This is a genomic window from Serratia aquatilis (assembly GCF_044865145.1).
In the GTDB taxonomy this organism is placed as follows: Bacteria; Pseudomonadota; Gammaproteobacteria; order Enterobacterales; family Enterobacteriaceae; genus Chania; species Chania aquatilis.
This window is the reverse complement of record NZ_CP173186.1, coordinates 1,087,835-1,106,403: the sequence shown is the minus strand read 5'-3', so window position 1 is coordinate 1,106,403 and position 18,569 is coordinate 1,087,835. Positions and strand designations below refer to the sequence as shown.

The 18,569-nt window shown below is 54.0% G+C and carries 20 protein-coding genes; 5 read left to right on the top strand and 15 right to left on the bottom strand.

The genetic code is table 11. The annotated features are described in order from the left end of the window. Nucleotides 1–7: 7 nt before the first annotated feature. The gene (can, locus tag SAQUA_RS05040) at nt 8–658 is read left to right on the top strand and encodes a carbonate dehydratase (RefSeq protein WP_380674112.1); all 651 of its coding nucleotides are present in this window, start codon (nt 8–10) and stop codon (nt 656–658) included. Nucleotides 659–737: 79 nt separating this feature from the next. Here can and hpt read toward each other — a convergent pair whose 3' ends face one another. Continuing rightward, entirely contained in the window at nt 738–1,274 is a 537-nt protein-coding gene (hpt, locus tag SAQUA_RS05035; protein ID WP_380674113.1) for a hypoxanthine phosphoribosyltransferase, read from the bottom strand. 108 nt (nt 1,275–1,382) lie between these two features. Continuing rightward, a complete protein-coding gene (gene cueO / locus SAQUA_RS05030) occupies nt 1,383–2,990 on the bottom strand; it encodes a multicopper oxidase CueO (RefSeq protein WP_380674114.1) in 1,608 nt (535 codons plus the stop codon). Nucleotides 2,991–3,147: 157 nt separating this feature from the next. Here cueO and SAQUA_RS05025 point away from each other — a divergent pair, with 157 nt between their 5' ends. The 3 genes from SAQUA_RS05025 (at nt 3,148) to speD (ending at nt 5,388) form a co-directional block, all read left to right on the top strand. After that, nucleotides 3,148–3,495, top strand: coding sequence for a YacC family pilotin-like protein (locus tag SAQUA_RS05025; RefSeq protein WP_380674197.1), 348 nt, complete (start codon nt 3,148–3,150; stop codon nt 3,493–3,495). 210 nt (nt 3,496–3,705) lie between these two features. Next, nucleotides 3,706–4,569 carry a polyamine aminopropyltransferase gene (gene speE / locus SAQUA_RS05020; protein WP_380674198.1) on the top strand — a complete coding sequence of 288 codons (864 nt, stop codon included), beginning with the start codon at nt 3,706–3,708 and terminating at the stop codon, nt 4,567–4,569. A gap of 24 nt (nt 4,570–4,593) precedes the next feature. Next, on the top strand, nt 4,594–5,388 hold the full coding sequence (gene speD / locus SAQUA_RS05015) for an adenosylmethionine decarboxylase (RefSeq protein ID WP_380674115.1): 795 nt from the start codon (nt 4,594–4,596) through the stop codon (nt 5,386–5,388). A gap of 176 nt (nt 5,389–5,564) precedes the next feature. On the opposite strand, the gene SAQUA_RS05010 is transcribed toward speD, so the two are convergent. The 5 genes from SAQUA_RS05010 to yacL form a co-directional block, all read right to left on the bottom strand. Next, nucleotides 5,565–6,323 (bottom strand): DeoR/GlpR family DNA-binding transcription regulator, encoded by a 759-nt coding sequence (locus SAQUA_RS05010; protein WP_380674116.1) that lies wholly within the window; start codon nt 6,321–6,323, stop codon nt 5,565–5,567. A 13-nt stretch (nt 6,324–6,336) separates the two neighbouring features. Next, nucleotides 6,337–7,350, bottom strand: coding sequence for a D-threonate 4-phosphate dehydrogenase (locus SAQUA_RS05005; protein WP_380674117.1), 1,014 nt, complete (start codon nt 7,348–7,350; stop codon nt 6,337–6,339). Then, a complete protein-coding gene (locus tag SAQUA_RS05000) occupies nt 7,310–8,581 on the bottom strand; it encodes a four-carbon acid sugar kinase family protein (RefSeq protein WP_380674118.1) in 1,272 nt (423 codons plus the stop codon). The genes SAQUA_RS05005 and SAQUA_RS05000 overlap by 41 nt, the downstream gene beginning before the upstream one ends. Then, nucleotides 8,578–9,534, bottom strand: coding sequence for a 2-keto-3-deoxygluconate permease 1 (locus SAQUA_RS04995; protein ID WP_380674119.1), 957 nt, complete (start codon nt 9,532–9,534; stop codon nt 8,578–8,580). Before SAQUA_RS04995 ends, SAQUA_RS05000 begins: the two co-directional genes overlap by 4 nt. Nucleotides 9,535–9,713: 179 nt before the next feature. After that, nucleotides 9,714–10,076, bottom strand: a complete 363-nt coding sequence (yacL, locus tag SAQUA_RS04990; RefSeq protein ID WP_380674120.1) for a protein YacL — start codon at nt 10,074–10,076, stop codon at nt 9,714–9,716. Nucleotides 10,077–10,344: 268 nt separating this feature from the next. On the opposite strand from yacL, the gene SAQUA_RS04985 reads away from it, so the two are divergent. Next, the gene (locus tag SAQUA_RS04985; RefSeq protein WP_380674121.1) at nt 10,345–11,265 is read left to right on the top strand and encodes a LysR family transcriptional regulator; all 921 of its coding nucleotides are present in this window, start codon (nt 10,345–10,347) and stop codon (nt 11,263–11,265) included. Here the strand turns inward: SAQUA_RS04985 and mdcH are convergent. The 8 genes from mdcH to mdcA all read right to left on the bottom strand — a co-directional run bounded on the left by mdcH (nt 11,262) and on the right by mdcA (nt 18,345). Further along, nucleotides 11,262–12,191, bottom strand: a complete 930-nt coding sequence (gene mdcH, locus SAQUA_RS04980) for a malonate decarboxylase subunit epsilon (RefSeq protein WP_380674122.1) — start codon at nt 12,189–12,191, stop codon at nt 11,262–11,264. The two genes, SAQUA_RS04985 and mdcH, sit on opposite strands and share 4 nt — an antisense overlap. Further along, complete coding sequence (locus SAQUA_RS04975; protein WP_380674123.1) at nt 12,188–12,814, bottom strand: malonate decarboxylase holo-ACP synthase; 627 nt, start codon at nt 12,812–12,814, stop codon at nt 12,188–12,190. The genes mdcH and SAQUA_RS04975 overlap by 4 nt, the downstream gene beginning before the upstream one ends. Nucleotides 12,815–12,826: 12 nt before the next feature. After that, on the bottom strand, nt 12,827–13,786 hold the full coding sequence (locus SAQUA_RS04970) for an AEC family transporter (protein ID WP_380674124.1): 960 nt from the start codon (nt 13,784–13,786) through the stop codon (nt 12,827–12,829). A 90-nt stretch (nt 13,787–13,876) separates the two neighbouring features. After that, nucleotides 13,877–14,683, bottom strand: a complete 807-nt coding sequence (mdcE, locus tag SAQUA_RS04965; RefSeq protein ID WP_380674125.1) for a biotin-independent malonate decarboxylase subunit gamma — start codon at nt 14,681–14,683, stop codon at nt 13,877–13,879. Next, complete coding sequence (locus SAQUA_RS04960) at nt 14,680–15,516, bottom strand: biotin-independent malonate decarboxylase subunit beta (protein ID WP_380674126.1); 837 nt, start codon at nt 15,514–15,516, stop codon at nt 14,680–14,682. The genes mdcE and SAQUA_RS04960 overlap by 4 nt, the downstream gene beginning before the upstream one ends. Further along, the gene (gene mdcC / locus SAQUA_RS04955) at nt 15,509–15,808 is read right to left on the bottom strand and encodes a malonate decarboxylase acyl carrier protein (protein WP_380674127.1); all 300 of its coding nucleotides are present in this window, start codon (nt 15,806–15,808) and stop codon (nt 15,509–15,511) included. The genes SAQUA_RS04960 and mdcC overlap by 8 nt, the downstream gene beginning before the upstream one ends. Nucleotides 15,809–15,829: 21 nt before the next feature. After that, nucleotides 15,830–16,684, bottom strand: a complete 855-nt coding sequence (locus SAQUA_RS04950) for a triphosphoribosyl-dephospho-CoA synthase (protein ID WP_380674128.1) — start codon at nt 16,682–16,684, stop codon at nt 15,830–15,832. Continuing rightward, nucleotides 16,684–18,345, bottom strand: coding sequence for a malonate decarboxylase subunit alpha (mdcA, locus tag SAQUA_RS04945; protein WP_380674129.1), 1,662 nt, complete (start codon nt 18,343–18,345; stop codon nt 16,684–16,686). Before mdcA ends, SAQUA_RS04950 begins: the two co-directional genes overlap by 1 nt. Nucleotides 18,346–18,569: the final 224 nt, after the last annotated feature.

Here is an 18,569-nt window from a genome sequence, read left to right as displayed (position 1 = left end):
AACTTCCATGAAAGAAATCGAAAGGCTTATCGCCAACAATCAGCGCTGGTCAACTACCATCAACCAGGAAGATCCCGGCTTTTTTGAACGTTTGTCTCAAGCGCAAAAACCGAGATTCTTATGGATTGGTTGCTCAGACAGCCGCGTTCCAGCCGAACGTTTGACAGGCCTGGAGCCGGGCGAACTGTTCGTGCACCGTAACGTAGCCAATCTGGTGATCCATACCGATCTGAACTGCCTGTCCGTGGTGCAGTACGCCGTCGACGTGCTGGAAGTTGAGCATATTATCATCTGCGGCCACCTGGGTTGTGGCGGTGTAGAAGCTGCCGTTGAAAACCCGGAACTGGGGCTGATCAACAACTGGCTGCTGCACATTCGCGATCTATGGTACAAGCACAGCTCGCTGCTGGGGGAGTTGGAACCGGAGCAACGCCTTGATGTATTGTGCGAGATCAACGTCATTGAACAGGTTTACAACCTGGGCCACTCGACCATCATGCAGTCTGCATGGAAGCGCGGCCAGAAAGTGATGATCCACGGTTGGGTTTACGGGATCCAGGATGGTCGGTTGCGGGATCTGGAAGTCACGGCCACCAGCCGCGAAAGCCTGGAGATGGGCTACCGCAAAGCCATAGCCACGCTGCTACAGGATAAATGATTGAGCCAGGCTGCGGCCACTGAGAGTGGCACAGCCTGACTACCGCTTAGGGTTCAAGCTTAATTGAACCCCGAAAGTATTATTCGTCCAGCAACACCACTTTGCCAATGTAGGGCAGATGGCGATAGCGCTGGGCATAATCGATACCATAGCCCACCACAAATTCGTCCGGGATCGCGAACCCGACGTATTCAACCGGCACATCCACTTCACGGCGCTCTGGTTTATCCAGCAGCGTACAAATCGCCAGGGATTTAGGGCCACGTAATGCCAGGATTTCCCGCACCTTGTTCAAGGTATTACCGGAATCGATGATGTCTTCAACAATCAAGACGTCTTTACCACGGATATCTTCGTCCAGATCTTTAAGGATTTTTACGTCACGGGTGGTGGACATGCCGCTACCGTAGCTAGAAGCGGTCATGAAATCGACTTCATGCGAGACTTCGATGGTACGGCACAGATCGGCCATAAACATGAAAGAACCACGCAACAGCCCGACCAGTACCATATCACTGCCGCTATCGCGGTAATCATCAGTGATTTGGCGGCCAAGTTCAGCAATGCGGGTCTTAACTTCCTGCTCGGAAATCATTACTTCTACGGTGTGTTTCATAGTTTTCAGGTCAGTTTGCCGGAAGAAAGGCGCAGAGTTTACCATAGCTGGCGGGCGGTGGCGACGCGAGTGCATCGCCACCTGCAGGGTATAAGCCTAACTGATATTTTAGGCGGTGACAGTAAAGCCCAGCATCATCCCGGTATCTTCATGTTCCAAAAGGTGGCAGTGAGCCATGTAGGGGTGTTGCGCACTTGCCAATTGATCGAAACGGACCAGAACCTCACTGCGCCAGCCGTCAACCAGTACCGTATCTTTCCAACCAGCACGATGCGCTGCCGGTGGCTTGCCATTTTCTGACAGAATGCGGAACTGGGTACCGTGGATATGGAACGGATGCAGCATCATGTCGCCCTCCCCCGAAATGGTCCATTTCTCGTATTGGCCGCGTTTGACCTCAAACGCTGGTTTAGCCATATCGAAAGCTTTGCCGTTGATCATATTGCCGTGGCTGAAATCAAATGACGGAGCTTCATGCTCCATACCCGCCATCTTGCTGTGATCCATACCTGCCATGTTGCCATGGTCCATAGCGGCAGTGCTGTTACCAGCATCGGCTTTACTATGATCCATACTCATACCAGCCATTGCCTGATGGCCGTAGCGATCCATCAATCCCTGCATACCAAGCGTGTCGAGTTTGGGATCCATCATCAGTTGTAACCAGCGTTCCTGCAGCCCAGACAGTGAAGGCAACGCCGGTAGCTTAACCAGGCTGTCAGGCATTGATTTTACCCCCAGCTCCAGCGAAGGCTGGATGCGCAATACCGGTAATGGCAGATCGAAAGGTGCCAGCGTCATGCCCATCTGTTTGACCGGCAAGGTAACAATATCGAACGGTTTGCCATCAGAAGCATCAACCAAAACTTCAAAACGCTCCCCCATCAGGATCGGCAATTCTGTCAGTTTTACCGGCTCGGCGAGGAAGCCACCGTCACTGGCTATAACGTACAGGGGCCGGTTGTCGCTGGCGGCTAAATTCAGCGTGCGCGCATTACAACCATTAAGCAAACGCAGGCGCAACCAACCGCGCGGGGCAATGTGTTGTGGGTAGGCAGCACCATTGGTAAACATCCGATCGCCAAACCAACCCACGGCAGCGCTCACTACGTCTAACTGGTATTCGATCTGACCGTCATCGCCCAGGCGTTTATCTTGCAGGATCACCGGGAAATCGTCGTGGCCCCAGGTGTTCGGTAGTGGCAATTGCGCACTTTCCTCATCCTCCAGTAGCACTAATCCCCCCAACCCCATCATCACCTGATGCCCGGTTTTGCCATGAGTATGTGGATGGAACCAGCAAGTCGCCGCAGGCTGATCGACGGTGAAACTCACCTCACGGGTCGTACCTGGTTGGATCAAGGCCTGTGGCCCCCCGTCGACATCACCGGGGATCGCCAGCCCATGCCAATGCACCGTGCTGGCTTCGGGTAATTGGTTACTTATCTCTACCGTCACCGGTTTACCACGTTGCAAACGCACCACAGGGCCGAGTAACGGGCCGTTAATTCCCCAGGTGCGGGTGGCGGCATTGGGTAACCAATTCATTTCACCAGTTTGTAAAGTCAGCGCAATTTTTCCCTGTACATTCGGCGTTAAAACAGGTGGGATCGGTAAAGTAGGACGTTCAGCAGCCCAGGCAGCACGGCTAAAAACGGGTAAAGCACTAACCGCGCATAGCCCAGCGGTCAATTTGATAAAATCACGGCGTAACATTGCAGACTCCCTTTCTCGGTGTTCGATGGTTCAATGCCTGCAGCCTAATGCTTTCCCTTAGGGGAAGGTCAAGCATTAACCCGCTCGCAATAAAATTTGGTGTATTTACAGACAAGTGTGGTAACGTCAACAGATATTTAACAGGTCTATTTTAATGATGAAAAAAACAACGTTGTTGATGGTACTGCTAACGATGCTGGGGTTTTCCAATGCCAGCCTGGCGCTTAACGAATCTGAAGCGGAAGATCTGGCAGATCTGACCGCGGTTTTTGTGTATCTGAAAAATGAGTGTGGCTATAACGATTTACCGAATGCGCAGATCAAACGCGCCATTGTGTATTTCGCCCAACAGAACCGCTGGGATCTGAGCAACTATAATAGCTTCAACATGAAAGCTCTGGGTGAGGACAGTTATCGCGATCTCAGCGGCATTGCTATTCCTACCCCCAATAAATGCAAATCTCTGGCGCGTGACTCCCTGAACCTGCTGGCCTACGCAAACTAACTCCCCCAATTTAAGTTGACTCTAGGCTGTGTCCCTTAACTGTCCGTGGTGCCGTCGCATACCCAAAAGCCCGTTATCAAGGCGGAGGGTGAAGGGCAGAGTCAGCCGTGTTCATCAACGCCCGAATGCTGGTAATGCTGTAATTTTCAGCAGGCAGGGCTTATGATGTCTCGCCATTTTTCATGTCTGTTATTACTGAGTAAACCGCATATGACCCAGAAAGAAATTTGGTATGAAACGCTGCATACCCATTTTGGCCAGTATTTCTCTGTCGAAAACGTCCTTTATCGTGAAAAGACCGAGCATCAGGATCTGGTGATCTTCGAAAATCCGGTGTTGGGCCGCGTGATGGCACTTGATGGCGTGGTACAAACCACTGAGCGTGATGAGTTTATCTATCACGAAATGATGACCCACGTTCCTTTGTTGGCACACGGCCAAGCCAGGAAGGTGCTGATTATTGGTGGTGGCGATGGCGGTATGCTGCGTGAAGTGAGCCGCCATAAAGAGGTTGAGCAGATTACCATGGTGGAAATCGATGCTGGCGTGGTAGCGTTCTGTCGCCAGTATCTGCCCAATCACCATGCCGGTTCTTTTGACGATCCCCGTTTCAAACTGGTGATCGATGATGGCGTCAACTTTGTTAATCAGACCGATGATAAATTTGATGTGATTATTTCGGATTGTACAGACCCGATTGGCCCTGGTGAGAGCCTGTTTACTTCGGCCTTCTATGAAGGTTGCGCCCGTTGCCTGAATGAAAGCGGCATCTTTGTGGCGCAGAACGGCGTCTGCTTCCTGCAACAGGACGAAGCGGTCAATAGCCATACCAGACTGGGCCCCTATTTCAAGGACGTCAGCTTCTATCAGGCTGCGGTGCCAACCTACTACGGCGGCATCATGACGTTTGCATGGGCCAGCCAGGATCCAGCACTGCGTCTGCTTGATATTCCCACACTGCAACAGCGACTTAATCAAAGTGGCATAGATTGCCGCTACTATAACCCGGCTATTCACGCTGGCAGCTTTGCACTGCCGCAGTATTTACTCAATGCACTGTGCGCTTCACGCTAAGCGAGACAAAGGAGGTGAACCTAATTGCATAAGCTCAAACTGCACGGTTTCAATAACCTGACCAAAAGCCTGAGTTTTTGTATTTACGATATTTGTTACGCCAAAACCGCAGACGACCGCGATGGCTATATCGCCTACATTGACGAACAATACAATGCCAACCGCCTGACCGAGATCCTCAGTGAAACCTGCGAGATCATTGGTGCCAATATTCTTAATATCGCACGTCAGGATTATGACCCACAGGGTGCCAGCGTCACCATTCTGGTGAGCGAAGAGCCGGTTGATCCTAAAGATGTGGATACCTCAGAGCACCCAGGCCCGCTCCCCAAGACGGTGGTTGCCCATCTGGATAAAAGCCATATCTGCGTGCACACCTATCCTGAAAGCCACCCAGAAGGCGGTCTGTGTACCTTCAGGGCCGATATTGAGGTATCGACCTGCGGGGTGATTTCACCGCTCAAGGCATTGAACTATCTGATCCATCAACTGGAATCGGATATCGTCACCATGGATTACCGCGTACGCGGTTTTACCCGTGACGTGAACGGGGTGAAGCACTACATCGATCATGAGATCAATTCGATCCAGAACTTTATGTCTAAAGATATGAAGGCGCTATACCACATGATGGATGTGAACGTGTATCAGGAGAATATTTTCCACACCAAGATGCTGCTGAAGGATTTTGATCTGAAACACTACCTGTTTAACGCCAAGCCGGAAGAGCTAAGTGTGGCGGAACGGGACCGCATCACCGCTCTGCTGTGGAAAGAGATGCAGGAAATCTACTACGGGCGCAATATTCCGCATCTGTAACCCATGCATTAAGGGCAACCTGGGTTGATGACAAAGTAATTTTTTAGCCTGAGATACTCGGGCCTAGCGCACCGAGGGGCGCTCCGGCGGCTTACGCCGCTACGACCCCTTCGGCACGCTCTCCCTAATAACGGGGGTTGTCAGCAGTCTGAGGCCAAACTGAGTTGCCCTGTCACTCATACCAGATGCAAACCAACGGGTAAATCTGCCAACTGCTGTTGCGCTGCTGACGGCAAGGCGCTATCAGTCACTATATCGGTCAGGCTGCAGAGCGGAGCCACACAGAATAGCGAATAAGCATCGAATTTACTGCTGTCTGCCAATAACACCCGCTGGCGGGCATTCGCCATCAGATCCTGCTTCAAACCGGCTTTTTCTTCGGTTGGCGTCGTTATCCCTTTGGCAATGCTCCACGAATTACAGCTGACAAAAGCGATATCCGGGTAAATCCCCCGCAACAATCTGCGCCCATGATCGCCAACGCATGACTGGCTACTGTCATCGATCCTGCCACCAATAATGGTCACTTCTATCTGTTTGAACCCGGAAAGGAACAGGGCAATATGCAGATCGGCGGTGATCACCCGCAACGGCAGGTGGGTCAAATACCGCGCCAGTTCGAGCATGGTGGTGCCTGCATCCAGCACTACTGAGTCACCGGCTCGGATCATCGTGACGGCATGCTGGGCGATTGCTCGCTTCTCTTGCGGATGACGCAGTTGTTTTTCATCAGTGGTCGGCTGAGCAGGAATAAAGCGGTTAAGCGCTACACCACCATGGCTGCGGTTGATGATCCCCTGTTCATCAAGTTTGATCAGGTCACGCCGGATGGTGGCAGGTGAAGCATCAATCGCGCTGACCAATTGCTCAACAGTGACCAGATTATGGGCTTTCAGATATTCCAGGATCTGGTCCTGACGGTTTTGTGGCTTCATGACATCCGTTGAACTACGCCAACTGAGTGGCTAATTTAATCGAGATAGCCATGCTCTCAGACTTGGCTTTACCTGTCCAGGCAATATCAAATGCGGTGCCATGGTCGGCAGAAGTACGGATAAACGGCAAGCCAGCGGTGATATTGACCCCATCATAGAAGCCCAGCAGTTTGAGGGGGATGTGCCCCTGATCGTGGTACATCGCCACCACCATATCGTACTGCCCTTCATAAGCCTGCAGAAAAACAGTATCAGGCGGACATGGGCCATAAACATCGATTCCGCGTTGTCTGACTGCGGCAATCGCCGGACTGACGATATTGCTCTCCTCATCGCCAAACAGACCATTTTCCCCCGCATGCGGATTAACCCCTGCGACTGCAATCCTCGGTTGTTTAAAACCAACGCGCTTGAGGAAAGTGTCTGCCATCGCGACAACTGTTTCTATGCGCTCGGTATTCAGCGTATCCAGGAACTTGCGCAAAGCGATATGGGTTGAAACATGGATCACTTTCAGTTTATCGGTATACAGCACCATGGCGTAATCGCGGCTGTTGGTGAGCTTTGCCAGCAGTTCCGTATGCCCTGGATACAGATGCCCAGCCAAGTGCAACGCTTCTTTATTTAACGGCGCTGTGGCGATGGCCCTAACCTCTCCTGCCATAGCCAGTTCGGTGGCACGCTTTACGCACCGATAAGCCAGATCCCCGGCCTGGGCTTGAACTTTCCCCGGTACTAATGCCGTAGGATCCTCCAGCGGTTCGTCAATTACGTTGATAATACCGGGGGCAAAACGTGCCTGCGAAACCTGTTGGATCGGCTTTAGCTCCACTTTCGGGGCGATCCCCAGTGCCTGAATACGCTGTAACGTTTGCAGACAGCCCACCACTAGCGCTGGCGTTCCCGCCAACTCGCCTTCAGACAGCGCCTTGATAATAATTTCTGGGCCAATGCCTGCCGGATCACCCATGGTGACTGCAATCGTGTTATTTGCCACTGTACATCTCCTCAATAAAATAAAGTGCATCACGCAGCGTTGACGGGCCGCCAAACCCCCCGGCTTTGGTGATCACCGGTAGATCGTCGATTTCGCTGTTCACAAAGGTGCCACAGGGCACACAAGGGGCTACTTCACTGGTGATACGGTAGCCCTCTGCCCCAAGCGATCTGGCGACAGCAATGGCAATATCTCCACCGGTCAGAAACAGCCCACCGATTTGTGCCTGATTGATAATTGCCAATGTGATCACGCCTAACGTCTGGCTGATTTTGTCACCCAACATTTGGCGGGAAAGGCCATATTTTTCACATAGCGTTTCAACCATCTGGCGGGCATCGGCATCCCGGCAGGTACGCAACACGCAATGCTGGCGGTCTCGCAGCACCGTTACCGCCTGACGGGCAATAGCTTCTATCACCGCCTCGCGGTCCGGGCGCAATAACGCTTCGACATCAACGTCCAGAATGCCCAGCGATTTCTCTTCGGCGGCAAAAATAATCTGCTGCCGAGTAGCTTCGCTCATTGAGCCGGCCACCACCAACACCGGCAAACGTTGGCGAGCGGTGAGATAGCTGCTTGCAGGTAGGGCATTCGCCAAACCTGCCGCGCCCACCAGCACATAACGGTTAGAAAGTTGTAAGGTTGCTTGCGCCAGTAATGCCAGATCGCTATCGGTCTCGGCATCAACCACGACAATCAACGGCCCAGCCAGACTCAAGCGCTGTAATGCCGCTTCAAGCATACCGCCACGTACCGTATGTAAATCTAATTCCTCGATCGGATAAACCGTTTGCAAACCAATCAGTGTCTTGATGTGTGAGGAAATAATGGGGGTTTTCGGATCGCTGGCAAACTCCGTTTCCACCAGCAGAACACCGTGAACCCGGCATTCACCGTTGAGTGTTACGCGCCCTGCTGCAGGAATGGCGGCTGCTACAATCGCCAATTGTGCCCCGCAGGCCTGCATTGCCGCCTCTATCTCTGCCCCAACGTTGCCACGAAAGGTAGAGTCGATCTTTTTGTAAACCAGTGGCGGAAGCTCATGCTGGCAGTAGGGCCGCAAAGCCTCGCTCACTTTGGCTTTGGCCATCGCAGTGTTTAACGCTCGGCTTTCAGTGTTAATCACCAGAACGTCTGCGCGATTTGTGGCCTGAGGTAACTCATTGAGCACCACGTCGGTTCGAGCGCCCTTTTTTGCCAGTTGCACACCTGTATCATTGGCACCCGTAAAATCATCGGCGATCACGATCAACCTCATATTGCCTCCTCCAGCGCCGCGCTTTTTGCAGCATTACGCTTGGCAACCCAGGAACTGAGTATCGGGGTCAGTATGGCTGTGGTAATCACCGAAGCGGCAATCAGTGGCGCTGCAGCAGCGGCCACGCTGGCTAGAGAAGGGTCTGCCTGAGCAATCGCCAATGGCGTCGCTACCGCATTGCCCGCAGTACTCGATGCTGCCGCACCGGCAATACCTGAGCCCCCCACCAACCGGTCAGCGCGAATATTGAAGAAACCGCCGACAAAGGTGGTCAACACGCCAAGCAGAACTCCGGCAACCCCACCTTGCAACAGCATTTCCAGATTGATCCCGGCCCCAAGGGCAAACGCAAAAAACGGGATCAAGAGTGGGCCACCTTTGGTCAGGAACTCACGCATCTGATGATCCAGATTGCCCAACAGCATCCCCACCAACAGCGGGATCAGAACCGCGACCAGCGCCATCATCGGTATGTTAGCCATGCCCGCCGCACCGAGCGCGATCATGGTAAAGAATGGCCCGTCATTCAGTGACAGAATCGAAATAGCGCCCACATCCCGCTCATTGCCGAACTCCCCTACCAGCGCAGCATACAGGCCGCCGTTGGAATTACTCATGGCAGCAATGATCGCCAACCCCGTCAGGCCAAAAATACCCTCAGCACCAAACAGTTGTTCAACGCCCAACCCCAATGCCATGGCAACCAACAGCTTGGTCAGGGTGATTGTGCCCCCCTGTAGCAGTGCTTGCGGGGCGGCCTTGAAGCTGATACCCGCCCCCATGCACAGCAGGAATGCACCAATCAACGGCGCAGCACCGTTCTTGAATAACGCCGTGGTGAAACCGCCAATTTCCAGTGCCTGTGGAGCAAAAGTGTTGAGCATTGCACCAAGCACTAGTGGGACAACCATCATCCCCCCAGGGATTTTTTCTATTGCCGCCTTTATTTTCATCACGCCCTCATTTATTTGATTTATTTTAATCAAGTTGATTGTATTTGATCAAAATTAAGATAAACAAGCGCCAGATCGCAGATTTTAAAATCACATAGATGATTTTTTGATTTATTTTAATCAGATAGGAAAGGGATTGAGCGTGGTGTGAAAGGCTGTCCGGCAAGACAGCCTGGAAATCAATAGTTCAGCATAAAGGAACGATAGGCTTTAAGCACCGCGAGGAAGTCTTCTACACCGCAGAAAGAGAGACTTTCTTCATCATAGTAATTCATCCCCTCTTCCATTTCGTCACTTTCAAACGCCAGTTGATTGGCGCGAATCATCACTTCTTCGCCATCCATCAGCAAAGTGTATTCGTGGCCTTCCAGTTGCCACTGACGTTCACTGCCTTTGACCTCTGCTGCTCCGGCCTCGATGCGATCCAGTAAATTAAAATCGCCTTTAAGCTCTTCGTTAATCCAATGGCCAATAGCCTCATGCCCCATCGAAAATCTGACCACCACTTGACCGGTGACGTCACGCAGAAATTCGTAATCCATCGCATGCCCTCCTGAGCCGTTGTATAAGACGGTACTTAAGTTTAAACATTAATTCACGACTGTTTCAGTGAGCGCTCGCAAAGTTGATCATTGGGCCCAATAAAAACCAGCGTCATTTGAGTTGTGGCCAGGCTACCCTATGCCCAAAAGACTAAACGGCGGCGCAATATAACGGTTAACGCCCCGCTTGGGAAGGCGGTATCTGTCTGCTATCGCCCGGCGATCCTTGCTATCATCACTGCTTTATCCCTCGCTAGAGCCTGAACCGATGATCGACAGCGAAATCACTCTGAAAAAACTGGAAATCTTTCTGGCCTTTATGGAGAAGGAAAATATCGGTAGGGCTGCGGAAAAGCTGGGTCTGAGCAGCGTCAGCGTTCACCGTGCGTTACATACCCTGGAGGAAGGTTTCCGCTGCCCGCTGTTTATTCATAAGGGCCGTAATCTGTTGCCATTACCCGCGGCGCAGACGCTGGCTGAATATGCACGGGACATTGTGGATTTGACGTACAAAGGTATCGAAGAGACGCGCCTCAAGGCGGGTTTTGGCCAGCAACGTCTGCGTATCGGCACTCTTTACTCGCTCACGCTGGAAACCGTACCGCGCTTGATCATGGGGTTGAAATTGCGCCGCCCAACCATGGAAATCAACCTGACGATGGGCTCGAATCAGGATCTGCTAACCCAGCTAGAGAATCAACTGTTAGACGCCATCCTGATTTCAGTCTCAGATAGCCAGATCGATCCGCTACGCTTCGAAATCCTGCCGTTGTTTGAAGACGGTATTTTTCTGGCTGCTCCGGCGTCTTGCACATTAAAAAGTGGCGAAACGGTGGATCTGCAGGACTTTCGCAGCCAGAAGTTCGTTTCCCTGACCGAAGGCTTCGCCACCTACCACGGTTTCAACGAAGCTTTCCAGGTAGCCGGTTTCGAACCGGAAATCGTGACTAGAGTGAACGACATCTTCTCGATGCTCAGCCTGGTTCAGGCCGGAGTGGGTTACACACTGATGCCGGGACGAATGAAGAAGATGTATGAGCATAGTTTGAAACTGATGCCACTACGCGAACACTATCAGATGCGCCAAACCATCGCGTTGGTATTCAACCGCAATCAACAGCAAGACCCAAACCTGCTGGCGCTGGCCGCAGAAGGCCGGATGTATGCTCGAGGGGAAGAGCCGATCTAACTTCGCCGATATTTGGCCACAATGCCACACACGGCAGCCAATCCCTGTTGGCCAAGCGATAGTGCCTCCCCCTGCTCCATCACTTTCTTGCTCAAACCGGTGAGCACGGCTCCTGGTGGCATTTCTATCGCCAGACGGACCTCCCGCTCGTAGGCGGCCACCATTGCCTCATGCCAGCGAACGACTCGTGCCATATTGAATGCCAGATCGTCAGCAATGCGTTCCGGCTGCCATAACACACGCCCGCTACTGCCACTAAGATAAGCAATCTGCGGGCGGGCAATCGGCACCTGTTTTATTGCCTGTGCCAACTTTTCAGCCGCCGGTATCAACAATGCGCAGTGCGACGGCACACTTACAGCCAAGCGCTGAACCTTCGCTGCCCCACCCGCTTTTGCCAGTGCCATAACCTGCGCCATTGCGGCCTCGCTACCCGCAATAACCATTTGCTCCTCAGCATTGATATTCGCCAGATATACCGGCAACGCAGCGCTGTTGACTTGCGCAATCAGCATTTCCAGTTGGCGTAGCGGTAATCCAAGGATCGCCGCCAAACCATATCCCGTAGGATAAGCCTGCTCCATTAACTGCCCGCGTAGGGCAACCAGCCGCACTGCATCCGGGAAAGTCAGAGCGCCAGCGATCACCGCAGCGGGAAAAGCGCCAATCGACAAACCACTGACAAAATCGGCACTGATCCCTTGTTGTTGCAATTGACGGGCATAGGCCACCCCGGAAATCAGTAAGCATAACTGTACTGCCCGAGTCTTCTCGAGAGCTTCGGCGCTGTCCAGCTCCAGGACATCCTGCCCCAGAACCGCACTCGCCTGGCTTAACAACTGTTGAGTCATCTCGTTAGCGGGTAACTGATGCAACATTTGCGGCACCTGCGCCCCTTGGCCGGGAAAGGTCAGTAATATTTTCATCGTCTATCCTGAAATATTGTCCATGGATCCACCGTCAGCCGCGGACCTTCAGCGGTTTTCAGCATCGCCCGCCCATCCCGCAACCATTCGCCCAGGGCAATGGCACCTTGCGGCGTTTCTATTTGAACATCGGCACGGCAAGGCAGTTCCTGCAGCCATTGCGCCAAACGCTGCAAGTCATTACGGTTGGCCGGTTCTGGGCAGCGAACCAGCAGATCCAGATCGCTGTCGGCATGCATCACCGGGATTTCAGTTGCCAAGGCATAGCCGCAACTGCCGGTTACGCCCCAGATCCACGGCCACGGACGCTGGCTTAACATGATCAACGCCTGCACGGGCGGTTGGGAAACAAAGCTTGAGTGCAGCAACGCCAAGGGCTCGGCTACCAACGACTCCGGTGCGACAACGCTTCGGATGGCCCTTGCATCAACCCAGGCTGCCGCGCGCTGGCTGCGTTTCATGCCCCGGATCCCCACCGGAATGCGGCCATTACCCTGCACATCCCGCCGCACCACCAGCGGTAATGCGGTACACCATTGCAGGCTGACCCACTCAGGTAACGCCTGGTTGGCGGTGAGGTCTGAGCGGTCACTGATCCAGATCAGATCATGAGGGCGAACCATCGATTTCTCCTGTTAGATCCCTGCGGTCAGGGCGATAAACAGCGGCAAGGTAACGATGCACAACACGGAGGTGATCAATAGCGTGGCTTCGGCATCCGGCGATTGCACGCCAAAGCGGTTACCGAACACGATACCGAAGAAACCGGCAGAAAGCGCAAGCATCAGGATAGCGGTGATTGCCACGCTGCCATGTATGCCCAATGTCAGTACTAACCCCCAGGCAATAAACGGCTGGATCAGCAGTTTGGTCACGCTCGAAAGGAGCACCGGGCCATTAACCTTCAGCCTGCGGGCAGACAAAATCACTCCCGTCAGGAACAGTGCCGCCGCCGTTGCCGACAACCCCAGCGGCTTGATGGCGGCCAGCACCATTTCTGGCATACGGATCCCCACGGCAGACAACACAACCCCAAGCAATGGCGCCCAGACAATCGGTTTTTTTACCGAGCGCCACATGAGCACTGGCAACATGGCGAAGGTTGAGCCCTGAGCCGTAGCGGCAGCGCGTGCTTTTTCACGCTCCAGGATCAACAGGCAGAACGGAGTCATCAGTACTGAACCACAGGCGATAGCGACTGCGACGGAAAGCGAGGTTCCCGGCGTTTCCCCTAGTACACTGCCCAGAATTGGCAACCCCAGGGCAGCGTAGTTGGGCAACGCAACGGTGAGCGTCAGCACTGCAGCGTCCTGCGGGGACTTGCGGAATACCCCGGTACTGGTGGAATAAATTGCCGCATAGGTGATCCACATCGCCAGGACCAACACCACTATCAGCGGTGACTGCTGCACAATCCCCGCCCAAGGTGTCTGTACGGTTGCGCCAAACAGGGCGGCAGGCAGCGCAAAGTCCATGACGAAGATGTTGAGTAAAGAGACATTTTGGTTATCAACCATTTTTGCCTTTCCGGCAAAAAAGCCCAGCACCATGATGACGAAAATCGGTGCCAAAGCATGAATTATTACGTATGTCATAAATTACCTGTTAAAAACTTGCCAGTTCAGGGGCGAGGATGCCTGGTGGCAAGCCCTGTTTTAGCCCCCTGAGTCTGACGCAAGTCCGTATTACCACTCAGCACGCATGCGTTCTCGCACCAGCGAAGTGCTACTGCGGTTACTTGCCCCCAAGCGATTGGTTAACCCCGGCCCTTCACGGCGCGTTTTGGCAATCGCCGCTACCAGCGTTTGACGTACCAGTTCAAGTTCCTGTTCACTGGCCTTAAGCGGATCGCGGATATCCAGCAATTGCTCCAGCAGGCCAAGCGAAGCGTAATGACCAATGTCATAGGCCATCGGCGGGATCGAGGCCGCCAGTTTCTCCAGCGACTCCAGCGAGCGCAGGGTGATCCGCGCGGCAGACTCTTTGCCCATTGCATGGATCATCACGTCGGCATCATTGAAAGCGATCAACCGGTTAGCCTGATAGCCATGGGCCAGAAACGCGCCGGACATGGCTTTACCGACGATCAACCCTATCACCGGGTGCCCTGCCAGCCGCGCCTTGGCGTAGGCTCCTGCCGCACCGGCCAGCGCTTGATGAATACCAAAGGCCTCTTCACGGCGGCCATAGGCCTGACTCGGCACGTCAATCACCGCTACGATAGCGCATTTCTGCGCTTTATCTGCATCCGCCGCCACTGCTTCACTCACCACCTGCGCCAGCGTCCACCCTTCCAGCAGGCCAACCTCACCATGCGCAGCACGCGGATAATGGTTCTCAACATCCGGCACAACGGCAATAAAACGCGTCGGTTGACCTTCAAGCTCACCGTCGGCCACAAGGATCGAGGCGCACTGCCCCTGGCGCTGATCGGCACCTGCCGTCAACAGAGAGAACCAATACTCTCCACGACTGAATGATGGCGCACTCATACCCGGTCCTCCGCAGCAAAAAGTTGGGCAATCGCTGCAGCATCCGCCTGCTGGCGGGTATCAAACTGCGATAATTTCTGTAAGTAGTAGTGATAATTATCAGAGCGATGTTGGACCGGAATGCCGCGTTGCAGGCAGTCCGTCATGGCGGCTTTCACCGCATGCAACCTATCCGGCACTTTTACATCGACGAAACCGCTCTGATAACGAACATCGCCACCGGTCATACTCCAGATAAAGGGCCGATCGCGGGAGTCGTACTCTTCAATACCGGCTTCCTGCTCAATTACCTGCGGGCCGTTTAATCCCAGACGTGCTTCCCGGGTAACGATCAGATAGCTGCACAGTGCAGCAGCAATCGACATGCCGCCAAAGCAACCGACGGTTCCGGCAATAATGCCAACCACCGGGGTATAACGACGTAAATCGACAATCGCAGCGTGAATATCGGCAATGGCTGCTAACCCCAGGTTGGCCTCTTGCAGGCGCACACCGCCGGTTTCCAACAGCAATACGGCCTGGGTAGCGATGCCGTTACGGTTATCTTCCGCAGCCAGTTCCAAGGCTGCCGCCATCTTGGCACCCGAAACTTCCCCCATGCTGCCGCCCTGAAACGCACCCTCTACCGCCACCACTACCGCCGGTTTACCCGCAATAGTGCCTTTGGCGACCACCATGCCATCATCCGCCTGAGTGACAATACCTTGAGGTTCCAGCCAGGGTGAGGTGATACGCTCGAATGGCCCTAGCAATTCACGGAAGCTGCCGCTGTCCAACAGATTACGGGCTCGCTCACGGGCGCTGAGTTCGATAAAGCTAATATCATCACGCATATGCCGCCTCCTCAAAGACCTGTTCGATGCGCAATCTGGCAACGCCCGGCGTCGCACCAAAATCATTAATTTCTAACCGCCCGGCCGGAAGTTCCCGCAATGTCGCCAAGCGATCAAACAGGTGTTGCCAGCGCTGCTTGCTGCCATCTACCGAGGTTCTGATCGCTACCGTCAATTTAGCGCCAGCATCGGACTCAAATAGCGCTTCCATGTCACCGGAGCCAACGACACCGGCTAATGCCTTACCCGGTAGCGTAATGCTGGCCGGATAACTCAGATTAAAATGTTCCATAACATCCTCTGGATTGAGTATTCAGTGGGCCGTGGCCCGGTCGAGGAATAGCGCAGCGGCCAATAAGTCGGCTGCGCCGCCCGGCGAAGCATTACGGGCCAATAGTTGCTGCTCCAACCTTGTCAGTGCGGCCTGCCCGGCGGGATGTTGAAATCCTCCAGCTTGTAAGACCTCAACAGCCCCTTGCTGCATCGCCTTCAGTGCCGGCAGACCACCGCGTGACAGTACGCAGGTATCACTCAGAGTGGTCATTACCGCCATCAGTGCATCAATTTGCGCAGCTTGTTCACTGCCCCCACGTGCTCTGCTTTGCCATAGCTGTGGTAGTGCCCGCTGGAGCACGTGCGGAAACCCCTGTTGCGCCTCTTCGCGCGCGCCGGAAACCTGATAACGCTGGGTGGCTCGCAGGCCTTTGCTGAACAATTTTGGGCTGGCATGATCGGGCAGTTGCGCAAGTTGTGCCGCTAACGCGCAACTGTTGAACGGCGTTGCGTCGCCTCCGCACATGGCCACCGCGGTCACCAGCAGGCCCAAAGCCCAGATCGCCCCACGGTGGGTATTCACGCCAGCGGTAGCCGCCATCATCAACCGCTCACCTTCACGGCCAATCCGGCCAATTTCCTGCCTTAAAGCGATATCCGCCGGGCGCTGCCAGCTTGCAATCGCCAATTGATAAAAAACCGGGGCCAGGCTATGCGCCGAACGCTCCATCAGCGCCAACGTCAGATCCTGATGAGCGCCGGAACCCCGTGCATCCACCAGGCCGGGTTTCGGGCTGAGGCGAGCTTCATCCAGCAACGCCTGAGTAGCCAGTTCGGCCAGGCGGCTAGCAATCACCTCGGCGTCGGATAGGATCAAACAGGGGGAGCTTTTCATTACCAACTCCGGAATTTAGCAGGCGGGTTATACAACCCCCCAGACCACTCAACCAGATCCGCTACGCTACCTGCCGCCAGCAAAGAGCGAGAGGCATCGGTGCGACGAATGTCGAGATCTTCCGGGAACACCACTTTGCCTTCGCGGCGCAATTCCTCCACGCGGTTGGCATCCACACCCAAACCGATATCGGTGATACCGGCAACAGCGGCGACCATAGCCCGGCGCTCCTCCAGCGAACGTGCGCGATACAGATAGGCAATACCCTCTTCCGTCAGGACGTGGGTGACGTCATCGCCGTAAATCATTACCGGGGCCAGCGGCATTCCTGCTTCACACGCAACCTCAACGGCATCCAGTTTCTCCACAAAGGTCGGTTTGGCTCCAGCCTGGAAGGTTTCAACCATCTGCACCACCAGCTTGCGGCCACGGGCCAACGGATCCGGCTCTTCGATCATATCCAGCCAGGCAGGGGTAGCATGGCGGCGTCCGTGCGGGTCGTGCCCCATGTTCGGTGCCCCACCAAAACCTGAAAGACGTCCGCGCGTTACGGTAGAGGAGTGAGCCATACCGTCAATCTGCAAGGTAGAACCGATAAACATATCTACCGCGTACTGCCCCGCCATTTGGCAAAATGCCCGGTTGGAACGCATCGAGCCGTCACTGCCGGTAAAGAAGATGTCCGGACGGGCAGCGATATAGTTCTCCATCCCCAATTCACCACCAAAGCAGTGCACGGTTTGCACCCAACCGCTTTCAATTGCCGGGATCAGGGTTGGATGTGGGTTTAATGCCCAGTGCTTACAGATTTTCCCCTTCAGGCCCAGTTGTTCACCGTAAGTAGGCAACAGCAATTCGATGGCGGCGGTATTGAAACCAATACCGTGGTTAAGCGATTGCACCTGATGTTTGGCGTAGATACCTTTGATCGCCATCATGCCCATCAGCACATGGATCGGTTTGATCAAACGCGGATCGCGGGTAAACAGCGGTTCAATAAAGAACGGTTTATCTGCCACTACCACGAAGTCGATCCAGGAGCCGGGAATATCCACTCTGGGGAGATCGGTGACATCCTCCACCAGTTCATTAACCTGTGCGATAACGATCCCGTCTTTAAAAGCGGTAGCTTCCACCAGGGCCGGGGTATCTTCGGTGCTTGGCCCTGTGTACAAATTGCCATGACGATCGGCCTTGAAACCGGCAACAAGCGCCACGTTCGGCACCAGATCCACGTACAGCCTGGAATAGAGTTCGATGTAGGTGTGGATGGCACCAATTTCCAGTTGCCCGTCTTCCAGCAATTGTGAAATGCGCAGACTCTGGGTGCCGGAGAAGGCAAAATCCAGCTTGCGGGCGATACCCTTCTCAAAAATATCCAGATGCTCAGCGCGACCAACGCTTGGCATGATCATATGCAAATCGTGAACTTTGGCGGGGTTGACTTCGGCGAGCATACGGGAGAGAAAATCGGCCTGTTTCTGGTTATTGCCCTCAAGCACTACCCGATCGCCGGAAACCAAAAGCTTTTCCAGCACACCGGTCAGATCGGCAGTGGGGATCACCTTCCCCTGTATTTGCTGTTGTACACTGGCGATGCGGCGTCTTTTCTCCTGCCGTCGGGTATCCCAAACGCGTGTGGGGCTTTGAAAAAGCGACATACCTGAACCTCCTGGGGGTTTACTTTATTCTTTTCAGCAGGCGTTAGAGTAGGCGTCTAGCAGCGGGCTATCAATCAAGCGGGGGCTCTGTTTATTAGCCTGAGGCTAACGTTTTTAGCTAAACCAATTGAATCAATACTTTAGTAATAAGAAAAAGGAGAGAGATCACACCATGGCACAAAAAAGGGAGCCCGAAGGCTCCCATAGTCATAGCAATTCCACGC

Excerpts from the sequence above, each read along its gene's own strand:
- can (WP_380674112.1), top strand. The coding sequence starts at position 8 with ATGAAAGAAATCGAAAGGCTTATCGCCAACAATCAGCGCTGGTCAACT.
- hpt (WP_380674113.1), bottom strand. The coding sequence starts at position 1,274 with ATGAAACACACCGTAGAAGTAATGATTTCCGAGCAGGAAGTTAAGACC.
- cueO (WP_380674114.1), bottom strand. The coding sequence starts at position 2,990 with ATGTTACGCCGTGATTTTATCAAATTGACCGCTGGGCTATGCGCGGTT.
- SAQUA_RS05025 (WP_380674197.1), top strand. The coding sequence starts at position 3,148 with ATGAAAAAAACAACGTTGTTGATGGTACTGCTAACGATGCTGGGGTTT.
- speE (WP_380674198.1), top strand. The coding sequence starts at position 3,706 with ATGACCCAGAAAGAAATTTGGTATGAAACGCTGCATACCCATTTTGGC.
- SAQUA_RS05010 (WP_380674116.1), bottom strand. The coding sequence starts at position 6,323 with ATGAAGCCACAAAACCGTCAGGACCAGATCCTGGAATATCTGAAAGCC.
- SAQUA_RS05005 (WP_380674117.1), bottom strand. The coding sequence starts at position 7,350 with ATGCACTTTATTTTATTGAGGAGATGTACAGTGGCAAATAACACGATT.
- SAQUA_RS05000 (WP_380674118.1), bottom strand. The coding sequence starts at position 8,581 with ATGAGGTTGATCGTGATCGCCGATGATTTTACGGGTGCCAATGATACA.
- SAQUA_RS04995 (WP_380674119.1), bottom strand. The coding sequence starts at position 9,534 with ATGAAAATAAAGGCGGCAATAGAAAAAATCCCTGGGGGGATGATGGTT.
- yacL (WP_380674120.1), bottom strand. The coding sequence starts at position 10,076 with ATGGATTACGAATTTCTGCGTGACGTCACCGGTCAAGTGGTGGTCAGA.
- SAQUA_RS04985 (WP_380674121.1), top strand. The coding sequence starts at position 10,345 with ATGATCGACAGCGAAATCACTCTGAAAAAACTGGAAATCTTTCTGGCC.
- mdcH (WP_380674122.1), bottom strand. The coding sequence starts at position 12,191 with ATGAAAATATTACTGACCTTTCCCGGCCAAGGGGCGCAGGTGCCGCAA.
- SAQUA_RS04975 (WP_380674123.1), bottom strand. The coding sequence starts at position 12,814 with ATGGTTCGCCCTCATGATCTGATCTGGATCAGTGACCGCTCAGACCTC.
- SAQUA_RS04970 (WP_380674124.1), bottom strand. The coding sequence starts at position 13,786 with ATGACATACGTAATAATTCATGCTTTGGCACCGATTTTCGTCATCATG.
- mdcE (WP_380674125.1), bottom strand. The coding sequence starts at position 14,683 with ATGAGTGCGCCATCATTCAGTCGTGGAGAGTATTGGTTCTCTCTGTTG.
- SAQUA_RS04960 (WP_380674126.1), bottom strand. The coding sequence starts at position 15,516 with ATGCGTGATGATATTAGCTTTATCGAACTCAGCGCCCGTGAGCGAGCC.
- mdcC (WP_380674127.1), bottom strand. The coding sequence starts at position 15,808 with ATGGAACATTTTAATCTGAGTTATCCGGCCAGCATTACGCTACCGGGT.
- SAQUA_RS04950 (WP_380674128.1), bottom strand. The coding sequence starts at position 16,684 with ATGAAAAGCTCCCCCTGTTTGATCCTATCCGACGCCGAGGTGATTGCT.
- mdcA (WP_380674129.1), bottom strand. The coding sequence starts at position 18,345 with ATGTCGCTTTTTCAAAGCCCCACACGCGTTTGGGATACCCGACGGCAG.